An 11994-nucleotide genomic window follows, 5' to 3' on the forward strand; every position below is an offset into this window, starting at 1 on the left:
ACGCATCGGGTGTATTTATGTTAACAAATTATTAAGCAGATTAACAAATCATTATATCTGATAATTGGAATAGCAAAATCTTTCATTTTGGTTACTATACTCATAGAGGACGACAAATCGTGTCTTCGATGCGTATGGAAAAGAAACTATCGGATATACTAAACAAGTATCACAGTAATAAATGTACCCCTGAAGAAATCCAAAGTTTGGAGACCTGGTTTGAAGAAATTGCAAGAGGCCAACCGGGGGAGGAACCCGACCAGCAGACGATAGAAAACATGCTGGCTAAAATCAAGCGTTCGCCTCGATTCAATGCATCACCGCAGGCAAAATCAGCATTGTTAAAAACCTTGGCACGTCGGTACCGAGTTGCTGCCGCTTCATTGGTTTTCCTATTGGTCTCCGTTACTGTGGTATATCAGTACAGCAGAAGGCCCGCCGAACACACTGACAGGATAACCAGCAACGACATTCTGCCAGGAGGCGACAAGGCAATTCTAACACTGGCCGATGGGACCAGCATTGCACTGAACGACCAACAGGAGGGATTGATATCCAGACAGGATGGCATCACGATATCAAAAAATGGGCAGGGTATGCTTGTGTATGTGACCGAAGCTCCTGAGCGCGCTGCTCGATATGCGACCAACACCTTAACTACGCCTAGGGGCGGGAGTCATCAAATTATCCTTCCCGACGGATCCAAAGCCTGGCTAAATGCTGCTTCCTCCCTCTCCTACCCATTGGTTTTCAGTAAACACGAGCGCCGGGTGAGGATGACCGGTGAGGTCTATTTTGAAATTGCCAAATCTTCCATCAAACAGTCCGATGGAGAAAAAGAACCGGTGCCATTCTTCGTGGAAACAGACAAACAGACCATACAGGTATTGGGTACGCAATTTAACGTAAATAGCTACACCAGCTACCCTACCGAGCGAACGACATTGGTAGAAGGCAAAGTAAAGGTAATATACCGCGCGACGGGCGAATACAAATTCTTAAGCCCCAATATGCAAGCGCAGGTTGCAGACAAAATCCAGGTCGTTAAGACCGATATAACCCGAAACGTCGCTTGGAAAAACGGCGACTTCATTTTCCGGAATGAACCGTTGGCCGACATCCTTCAGGAAGTGATGCGCTGGTATGATGTGGATATCGTCTGCCCAGAACACTTGGGGAAAATACGATTCAACGGCATGGTATCCCGCAAAAAGCCCCTTTCGGCCATCATCCAAATGATCGCATCTACGGACAAAGTGGAACTGGAAGTAAAAGAAAGGAGGATAACCGTGAGGTAATAAAAAAGAAAGATAACCCAAATGAGTAGACTTCATCAAAAAAAGCAGAGGGTGTTAGAGCACCCCCTGCCATTGTGTCAAAAGTTTACTAAAACACTGTTCAATCAATATTTCAATCTTTTAACGTTAACAAAAATATGAATTTTTATCAAATCATGCGTGTTATGAAAATAACGATGCTATTGACCTTGTTTTGTCTGATACATGTGAGTGCCGCGACATATGGGCAACGCCTGTCTATCAAGAAAAACAACGTATCCATACAGGAGATTCTCGAGGATGTGCGCCGCCAAGCAAACTATGATTTCTTCTACGATGCTGATTTATTTGCCGATGCCAAGGTAATCAGCCTGGATATCGACAATGCAGATATTAATCAAGTATTGGCTCGATGCTTCAATGGATTACCGTACACCTACACAATTTCAAACAAAATCGTAACCATCAAAAAAGACAACAGCAAACGGCATCATAAGACTGCGACGGCGGTAACGCCGCCAAAACAAACGGCGCGTATATCCGGAAAGATCGCCGATGAAAAAGGAGTTCCATTGGAAGGGGCTACCATCACGGTATTGGAAACCAAAAAAAACGTGCAGTCTGACCGTCGTGGCGAATACGAAATACCGGTGGCTCCAGGTACATACACCATCCGTGTCAGTTACATTTCGTTCGAAAGCCAACAAATCGATCGCGTGACGGTTACAGGCAGCGATCAACGCAAGGTAGTCGATGTTACCCTCAAAAAAACAATGGACGCCTTGGAAGAGGTAGTCGTCACATCGTTGGGACTGACAAGCACAAAGCGACGGATAGGCACATCGATCCAAGAGATTAAAGGGGAAGATATGAACACAGCAAAAAGTGGAAATGCATTAACAGCACTGCAGGGTAAGGTAGCCGGTATGAATATGACCATGACATCGGGAGGCATGGCCAGCTCATCACGCATTGTATTACGTGGCGAATCCTCTTTGAATATTAATAAAAACACAGCATTGGTAGTCGTTGATGGTGTACCAATAAACAACAACATCGGCACCGGCAGTAGCAGTGATCTCTCGGTGGACTATGGAAGCGGAGGTGCCGAAATCAATCCCGACGATATCGAATCGATCAGCGTACTGAAAGGTGCTAATGCTGCTGCATTATATGGATCCAGAGCGGCAAATGGCGCAATCATCATCACGACAAAAAGCGCCTCCTCTTCGAAAGCCATGGGTGTAAGCGTTAATTCAAATACGGCATTCGATCAAGTGCTCAAACTTCCAGACTTCCAAAATAGCTATGGCGGCGGAACGGGTAGCGGGCTGGATTATTATTCCTATGGAGATGGGCCGGACGGACCCAATACCAGCAATTCAGGACATAACTGGGGCGCCCCGTTCAACGGGCAGCAATTCATCCAGTTTGGCTCGCCTTTGGATGAGAACGGCAATAGGATTCCGATCGCTTGGCAAGCCCGGCCGAATAACGTGCGGGATTTCTACGAACTGGGCCGGACACTTATCAATAGCGTATCGGTATCCAAATCGGGAGAGTTGGGTCACTTCCGGGCATCTTACAACAACTATGCTCAAACGGGGATCATGCCCAATACCGAGCTAAAACGTAACCAGTTTAATTTAAACTCCAATGTCAACATCTCTTCAAAGGTGTCGGTAAGGACAAACATGAACTACATCAATAGCCATAGCGACAATTTGCCTATCGTCGGATATGGCGGATCGTCGCCCACTTACAATTTTATTTGGTTTGAGCGAAATGCGGATATCAATTGGTTTAAGAACTATTGGATACCCGGACAAGAAGACGTGAAGCAAGACTACTACTTCACCTGGGGAGACAATCCGTACTTCACGATGTATGAACAGTTAAACGGGATGAAACGCAATCGCCTATTTGGCAACGCAGCCGTGGATTACCAAATCTTACCGCAGCTCAAAGCGATGGTCCGCACCGGCATCGACTACTCCGGCGAAATGCGTAGCTCCCAGCGCCCATTCAGTTCGGCAGTCAATACCAAAGGGTTGTACCGTCGGCAAGACCTGATGTACTTTGAGCGCAATTCGGATTTCTTACTCACGTACCAAGGCAAGGAAATAGGAGGATTCAATTGGTCTGCCAATGCCGGGGGAAACAATCTGCAGATCAACACTGGGCAAAATACGGCGACAGCCAATGGCCTGATCATACCAGGTGTATACAACTTGGGCAATGCCAGCAACAGGCCTGCATTAAGCGAGGCAAATACAGTCAAAAATGTCAACAGCTTGTATGCCTTTGCCGACCTGGACTATAAAAATCAGATATTCGTGCAATTGACCGGACGAAACGACTGGTCGAGCACACTGCCTGCAGGAAACAACTCCTATTTCTATCCGTCGATATCGGCAAGCGGTATACTTTCGGATATGCTGGGCATCCAATCCCGATGGATAAATTTTTGGAAACTAAGGAGTTCATTTGCCCAGGTAGGCAGTGATACCGATCCCTACCAAACGGCTGCCTACTACGAGTACAGCACGCTACCCGGTGCGGTAGGCCTCCCGGCTACCATGCCCAATACTAATCTCAAACCCGAAATTACCTCTTCTTTTGAGGTAGGCACCGAATTCAGGATGTTTGCCAACAGGCTGCATATGGATTTTACCTGGTATACCTCACAAAGTAAAAACCAAATCTTACGCAGCCCGCTATCCGTCAGCACTGGGTATACCGACAAGATCATGAATGCCGGTAAAATAAACAACCGCGGGTGGGAAGCGTTGATGACCGTGACCCCCGTCAAAAGCAAGCTCACCTGGGACATTACCCTGACTGCCTCCTCCAACCGAAGCAAAGTAATTGAACTTGCCGATGGCGTGGAAAGCTATATCATGGCGTCTGCCCAAGGCGCTACCGTAGAAGCTCGCGTAGGTGGCAGGATGGGTGACATCTATGGGATTGGGCTTCAGCGCAATGAAGCAGGCCAGATCATATACCGGGGAGGTGTGCCCGTATTCACCAGCAACACGATGAAGATCGGAAATTATAACCCCGACCTTATTGCCGGCATAAAGAATAATCTAGCCTACAAAACCTGGTCTTTGGGCTTTCTGTTTGACGGCCGATTGGGTGGTACGATCTATTCTTTTACCCACGTAACGGGAACTGAAGCAGGTAGTTTGTCTAATACGCTACCCGGCCGTGAAGAAGGCATCGTCGGAGATGGTGTGGTCCTCAATAACGACGGTACGTATTCGCCCAACACGGAACGGGTATCAGCTTATACATACTACCGGGGTTATTATCGACGACCCAATGTGGAATCCAACTCATTCGACGCTTCCTTCATTAAATTGCGTGAATTGACGCTTGGCTACACACTGCCTACCGAAGTAGTCAAAAAGACACCGTTCAAATCGGTGCAACTGAACCTGGTGGGCAGAAACCTGCTTTTGTTTTCAAAAGCGCCAAACATCGATCCCGAAACCTCATTCGTATCCGGTGGCACCATCGTACCCGGCGTAGAAAACGCACAGATCCCATCGACGCGGAGTTTCGGACTGGACATCAAAATAGCACTTTAAAAAAAACAGACATGAACATTAAAATAGCCTTTATATACGGGATCATCCTCTTAGCCACCGGAGGTTGCCAAAAAATTGACAATACAAACCCCAATGTCCCGTCACAGGTCAACCCGGGTGTCGTATTACCGCAAGTGGTGTACAGCATCTCGAATACCCTTACCCACAGCGCTTTTGAAATCAACAACGAGTTGATCCAATACACCTGTATGAACAATACATTCACAGAGGTACAGCGATTCAAGTTACAACCGACTAATTCTAATCAACTATGGAACCTATACAACAGGCTGCGGGATCTCAATGACATCAACAGGATGGTCGAGAATGGCACGGGACACAGCAACTACCGAGCAATCTCAGGCTTGATCAGAGTCTTCATCCTATCGATGATCACCGATACCTTTGGCGATGTGCCTTACACCGAAGCCGGTAAAGCGGTCGCCGATAATACCTTCACCCCGAAGTATGATTCGCAGGAAGACATTTACCTCGGACTGATCGAAGAGATACAGCAATATACGCAGCTCATCGATGTCAATGCGACACTGGATTTCGGGGGTGACTTGATCTATGGCGGCGATATGCTGAAATGGAAAAAATTTGGCAATAGTCTACTTCTCCGTATGCTTATGCGAACCGTTGAGAAACAAACGTCAAAATCCAGGGAGCTGATCGCCCTTATCTTAGCTGATCCGGCGCAGTATCCCGTCATGGAGGGGAATGGCGACAACTTCATATACCGCTACTCGGGCAGCTTTCCCGATGTATTCCCACTCGCACCGAGCTTTGTCCGTGATTTTGACTTTAAGTATAAGTCGGTAAGTGCGTTTGTCGTGGATTCATTGACTAAATTTGGCGATGCCAGGCTTTTCCAATTTGCGCGGCCAACCAACGCATCGGCCAATACGGCCAACCCGGTATACGTAGGCCTACCCAATGCGCTCCCCGTTACCGAATCTGCGAACTACAATGGCGGATATAATTTCCAATCCTACCTGGGTACGCGCTTCCAGTCTGACGATGAGCCTGCCATCTGGATGACTTGCGCCGAAGTATTTTTTCTGAAGGCTGAGGCCGCTGCCAGGGGCTTTTATACTGGAGATGCCAAACAGTCCTATGACGAGGGCATCAAAAGCTCTTTCGACTATTGGGGCGCCCCATTTGAGACGGACTACCTGGCGCATCCGAGCGTCGCTTATGACGGTGGATTGGAAAAGATCTACCTGCAGAAGTACTTTAGCTTGTTCTTTACCGGTATCGAGGCTTGGTGTGAATACAGAAGGACGGGCCATCCCCGTCTGGTACCCGGCCCCACCAATGTCAACGATGGAAAAATACCTTCCAGATTGCCCTACCCGATATCAGAACAATCACTCAACCAACAGCAGTACCAGGAAGCCTCCCAACGTATGGGTGGAGACAACATGAACGGTAAAATGTGGTGGCAAAAATAAAAATAGCATCATGAATACGAGAAAAATAGGATTGAGCATCATCGCCACTTGCTGGTTGATGGTCACTTACGGACAGACTGCAATGGACAGTCTGTCCATTGCCAACAGCGTCTTGCCCCACTTCAAAAATTGGTCCATACAAGAGGTTGTTCCAGGAGGAAGGATCGATGCAATACGGCAATTGGATGAGCATACGATCGCATTGGCTACCCGAGGTACGCAAAAAGGCAAGCTCTACATCAGTGATGACCAGGGGCAACATTGGCGTTTCCTATCCAAGCCGACCGAAAATGACATCACCTGCATTGCCGAAACGGGCGACAAACACGAGTTTTATATCTTGACGAGTCAGGCAGAGGTATACAGGACCTTGGATGGTGGGCAATCGTGGAAGCTATTGAAACAGCTGACAACCAACAAAAATACGGAAAACTATGCAGCCGCCTACGCCATCATGTACACAGCCCACGGTACACTGCTGGTTACAGACACTGATTCGGAAGGCGGCCATATCTACCGTTCCGCAGACAAGGGCAGCACCTGGACAGATCTTGGGGCTGTGTCTAAGAACGCATTGTACAGGTTGGAAAAAGTAGGAAATGGTATCGTCGTCAACGGATGGGATGGCACCGTGTACAAAAGCATCGATGATGGCATGACCTGGAACAGGTTGGAAAAACTGACCGACGCAGCATTGTTTGCTACCGAATACTTGGGGATGGCTCATTTGCTGCAGGCCGACCAAGACGGCTACATCTACAGTAGCAGCAACCTCGGATACACGTGGAAGAAATGTTCTCAATTAGATGGCGCGGCAGATGATTTCGTCAATATTGGATACGGTGCAGCATATTACGGTACCTATACCAGCGAGAAAAACGTGTACCTAACCTTAAACTATGGCCGTAGCTGGTGGAACCTCGGCGCCCTGCCCACGGTCGAAGGAGATTGGCTAGATCACGGTATACGGGTAGAGACAACAGACTCGGTCATTACCTTGTCTGCCACCAACAAAGGGTTTGTACTACGTGCGTCCTTTGCTAAAGACTTTCTTCACCATACCCTCCAACAGGTACAGGGTGCACAGAAAGAAATAAGCGCCAAGCATAAAATCCCCTTACATCAAGCTACTGTGGGCATGGTTAGTCATGTGAAAGAAATCAATGAGCCCGAGGACATCTTGATCCATAACAAATTTGCGTACATCCCCTGTCGGGATGGAAACAATGTAGCCATTATCGACTACCGAAATCCGGATAACCCCGTATTGGCACACAGCTTACGGGATCGGGATATTCTTGATGCGTTTAGTGTCGCCATAAAGGACCACTACCTGTATGTGCTATCGATGACCAACTGCCGGATAAGCACCTATGACATCTCCGACCCTTATCATCCCGTAAAACTATCGGCAATCACGGTAGGCGGTGAAGGTAGCTTTTTGGAGCACTATCAGTCGAATTATACGCGTCTCCGGAAGATATGGATCGATGGGGACTATGCCTACGTAACTCATAGCTCGGAAAGCAAGGTTTATATATTGGATCTCCGTCATCCGGCGAAACCGGCCATCGTAAGTTCATTCCACACGGGAGACGGGGCTTTTGCCGCACTGACCAAAGGAGATGTACTCTATTTGGCGGGTTACGGCCCCGGATCATCGCTCATCACGGTAGACATCCGGGACAAACGCCATCCTGTCATAACGGATCGGGTGTATGACCCTGTATTGCTAAAAGGCACTTGTGCGCTCGCCATAGACGGAAACCATCTTTTTGTGGTAGCATATAATGCCAATACCTTCTGGTCATTAGACATTTCCGACCCATTGCGTCCCCAGGTACGTTCACATATCGGCGACACGGATATGCAGGGACCGGGCAGGATAGCCATTTGGAAGAAAATGGCGTTTGTTTTGAACTCTTCCAATCACTCTGTAGCGATAATAGATATTTCAAAACCAGACAACCCCAGCCTGGCCCGCTATTTCCAAGACCCCCTGCTACGCAGGGTATATGGGATAGCGATAGATGGGGATATGCTTTTATTAGCCAGTAGGGAAGCCAATAATTTTATTGTCCTTGATCTTAAAAATACTGGATTGTAATCGTTGATTTTCGCTGCTCTACAACTATAGTAGCAACATCGGCTAATATACTAGGTGCAAAACCCGAAGCCAACAGTCTTCGGGTTTTGTATTAAACAACTCGTCACACCACAGTTGAAGCCGTTATCAGGCATTTTCCGCGCAACCATCAAACGTTTCCTTGCAAAGCTCAGCAAAACTGGGGTGCGTTGAGTTGCATGTTACTGGTTTTCATCATCCACAGCTTCTTCAGTCTCATGGCCCCCTTCACACAGGATTAACACAAACATAACAATTTCGATAGACCAAAGTTCCTAACTTTGGCTGTTAGGAACTCCAACCTAAGCAATTGATTAGTATAACATGCAATTCGGCAGCGAAGTGGTACAAACGACAGACAAGGAACTCTGGGATTCTTTAAAGCGAGGGGAAACGCATGCGTTTGACCACATGTACCAACGTTATGTCCGTCGATTGTACAAAGAAATCAGCAAACGCATTAATGATCAATCGGCGGTGGCCGACCTCATCCATGACATCTTCTTATCGCTCTGGGAAAAACGGGAGAACCTCCAGCCCCAGGGAGAAATCTATCCCTACCTACATGGAATGGCCATCAACAGGGTATTGAATTATTACCGAAAGAACAAACACCAACCGCATTTCGTAACCATCTGGGATAACCTGTCTGAAGAAATTGCAGACCTGGATGAGTTGTCACTGGCATTCAGGCAAGCGCACAATGAGGAATTGGAATCGCTACTGGATCTGGCAATCTCCGATCTGCCTCCCCGTATGAAACAGGTCTATGCGTTGCGCTATGAAAGCAACAAAACCGTATCCGAGATAGCCAATACGCTTTCCACCTCACCCCATACCGTGTACAATCAACTCAAGATCATCCGCAAACGCTTTGTAAAGGCCCTGAAAAACACGTCCTACTTTCTATTTTTATAACGCACCGGGCATTCGCGTTGATAAATGGAAATCCTCGTCCTCTGGTTGCCATCGGCCGACCGGTTTCAATGATTTTCATCGCTTCTTCCAATTTAAATTTGGTTCCCTCGAGGAAGTTCTAAAAATAAGCTTCTTAGAAAGCGAAATTTTTAAATGGCAAAAATTGATTTTATTCACCTTTAATTTATCGTCGCAACTTGTCAAATAGAAGCTCATATCCAATCAATTTAAATACGTATATTAGAATACGGATTGCGAACCGCTATTGACAAAAAAAATAGATGTTAACAATGACAACAAGCTGTTTATACGATTTGGATTGAAACGGACGATCAAATCAATTTTCATGGTTTGACCGGATGGCTTTATGGACATAAGGCAGATACTAAGAGTATTTAGCAAACAGAAGGCTGAGCGCCGAGCTCTACGAAGTAAAACGAGTTACGTTAAAAAAAATTGTTAGGTGCAAGTTGACAAGACGCCCCGACAGTGCGAAAAGAAGTGATAAAACAAATAGGATTATTAAAATGAAAGACCTAAATCATTACGTTGACATTTACAAAGAACAACTTGACAAAGGCGACATCCAAGAAGCTTATGTTGGACTTGTTAAGTATGTAACAAGACTTGGGACAACATTATCCAAAAGCCTTTCTGAACACTATTCATTCGGAAGTCTTCTTCAAGGGTATATGGACTATACATACTTCTATTACACAAACGACTTTTTGAAAAAGCGAAAACTGAAAATGGGACTTGTATTGAACCATTCAAAAATGCAGTTTGAAATTTGGCTTTTAGGCCAGACAATTCCAATTCAGGAAAGGTATTGGGAGTATTTTAAATCGACAAAGTGGAATAAACACAGAACAACAAGACCTCAATATTCAATACTTGAAACTGCTTTAATTGAGAATCCAGATTTTAGTGACTTGGAAAAATTAACAAGACAAATTGAGGACAAATTAGTACTTGTTACAGATGAGATACTAAAAGACATCAAACAAGTAAGTTTAACCAATTAGACATAACAAACCCGATATTCTTTCTTTGCTATTATATTCGATATTAAAAAGAAGTTTTCCAACTCTTCATCACACTTGAATGTCGTTTGGAAGCCGATAACTTTTATTTCATTTTGTCCTTCGGGAAATAACCCTGGCCCACCGGTATGTTTTATTTTCTGTCCAGTACAACATTGGGTCAATTTTGAACAACAATATTACTAATTAATTTAGTAATTTTTTCTTAACTTTGGTAAAAGTTAACACAGGAGGCTATAGCTGCAGCGCACAATTGCTCATATGGACTTGGATACGTTTTTCGTATCCAGCGAGCGGCTCAGCAACGATAAATCGAAGAAATGTGTAAAACTTATTAGCACAAACAGATGTTAGCTAAATATAAATATGGACTATAATTTACAACGTTTTCTGGATGCGCAAAACCAGATGTATATGAGGGCCTTGTCCGAAATAAAAAGGGGCAGAAAGGAATCGCACTGGATGTGGTTTATATTTCCGCAGCTCAAAGGTCTTGGGCAGAGTGATACGGCGAAATACTATGCCATATCGGGCTTGCGTGAAGCGGCTGCCTTCCTGAAACACCCCGTGCTTGGAAAGCATCTGATCGAAATCTCTGAAGCAATGCTCACTATCCGTAGTAAATCGGTCCATGAGATATTCGGACATCCTGATGACCTTAAACTTTGTTCGTCGATGACGTTGTTTGCCAATGTAGAAAACAGCAGTATAGTTTTTCCTTCGGTAATCGACCGCTATTTTGGCGGTTTACAGGATGAGGCGACACTAAGGTTCTTGAATAAACTGTGAACGGGTCGAGAAATAATAGCGGAGTTGTCCTGTCCTGGATATCTTCAGATTGAGTATGGGAAAGAAGAAAACATAAGTGGTGGATCTTGGCGCTATCATACACACAGAAAAATATAGACAATATGTTATTTTTATAGAAACATCTAAAATGTAAAACAAATGCGAAAAATCTCACTTTTTATTGCAACAAGTTTAGACGGTTATATTGCAAAACCTAATGACGACCTCGGTTTCTTGAAAATTGTAGAAAAAGAAGGTGAAGACTATGGATATGCAGAATTTACAGACACGGTTGACACCTTGATTATTGGCAGAAGAACCTATGATTATGTGCTTAAAGAAATTGGTTCATCTCATTACGATAACGGACAAAGAGATGTTTATGTAATAACCAGAACCGAAAGACCGAGTGTAGGTAGAACGACTTTTTATACGGGAAACTTGACTGATTTGGTTGACCGACTTAAATCTGAAAACGGGAAAAACATCTATTGTGACGGTGGTGCAGAAGTAATTAATGAACTATTGAATCACGACTTAATAGACGAGTTTATCATTTCGATCGTTCCGGTTTTATTAGGCAATGGAACAAAGTTATTTAAAGACGGACGACCTGAACAGACGCTTGAATTTGTAAAAGCAAAGACGTTTGAAACAGGTTTAACACAGCTATATTACGTGCGACAGAGATAAACGACCATGGGTATACAACTAAACACGTTGAAGTCACAGCTGTCCTAACGCATGGATCATCAACAGGTAGATACTAGCTGGCCTATCGGATCATCAAAA

The 11994-nt window shown here is 45.3% G+C and carries 8 protein-coding genes; all 8 read left to right on the forward strand.

Features of this window, described 5'->3' with window-relative positions:
- The first annotated feature begins 134 nt into the window (after positions 1-134).
- The 8 genes from FAZ19_RS19350 (at position 135) to FAZ19_RS19385 (ending at position 11895) form a co-directional block, all read left to right on the forward strand.
- Complete coding sequence (locus FAZ19_RS19350; RefSeq protein ID WP_169305711.1) at positions 135-1298, forward strand: FecR family protein; 1164 nt, start codon at positions 135-137, stop codon at positions 1296-1298.
- 137 nt (positions 1299-1435) lie between these two features.
- Positions 1436-4870, forward strand: coding sequence for a SusC/RagA family TonB-linked outer membrane protein (locus tag FAZ19_RS19355; RefSeq protein WP_136822416.1), 3435 nt, complete (start codon positions 1436-1438; stop codon positions 4868-4870).
- An 11-nt stretch (positions 4871-4881) separates the two neighbouring features.
- Entirely contained in the window at positions 4882-6327 is a 1446-nt protein-coding gene (locus FAZ19_RS19360) for a SusD/RagB family nutrient-binding outer membrane lipoprotein (RefSeq protein ID WP_136822417.1), read from the forward strand.
- A 10-nt stretch (positions 6328-6337) separates the two neighbouring features.
- The gene (locus tag FAZ19_RS19365) at positions 6338-8434 is read left to right on the forward strand and encodes a selenium-binding protein SBP56-related protein (RefSeq protein ID WP_136822418.1); all 2097 of its coding nucleotides are present in this window, start codon (positions 6338-6340) and stop codon (positions 8432-8434) included.
- A 342-nt stretch (positions 8435-8776) separates the two neighbouring features.
- Positions 8777-9370: an RNA polymerase sigma factor gene (locus FAZ19_RS19370; protein WP_136822419.1), complete on the forward strand. Its 594-nt coding sequence runs from the start codon at positions 8777-8779 to the stop codon at positions 9368-9370.
- A gap of 527 nt (positions 9371-9897) precedes the next feature.
- Entirely contained in the window at positions 9898-10395 is a 498-nt protein-coding gene (locus FAZ19_RS19375) for a DUF7000 family protein (protein ID WP_136822420.1), read from the forward strand.
- 384 nt (positions 10396-10779) lie between these two features.
- Positions 10780-11202 carry a DUF1810 domain-containing protein gene (locus FAZ19_RS19380; protein ID WP_136822421.1) on the forward strand — a complete coding sequence of 141 codons (423 nt, stop codon included), beginning with the start codon at positions 10780-10782 and terminating at the stop codon, positions 11200-11202.
- A gap of 159 nt (positions 11203-11361) precedes the next feature.
- Positions 11362-11895: a dihydrofolate reductase family protein gene (locus FAZ19_RS19385; protein WP_136822422.1), complete on the forward strand. Its 534-nt coding sequence runs from the start codon at positions 11362-11364 to the stop codon at positions 11893-11895.
- Positions 11896-11994: the final 99 nt, after the last annotated feature.

The organism is Sphingobacterium alkalisoli (genome assembly GCF_005049105.1).
Lineage (GTDB): Bacteria > Bacteroidota > Bacteroidia > Sphingobacteriales > Sphingobacteriaceae > Sphingobacterium > Sphingobacterium alkalisoli.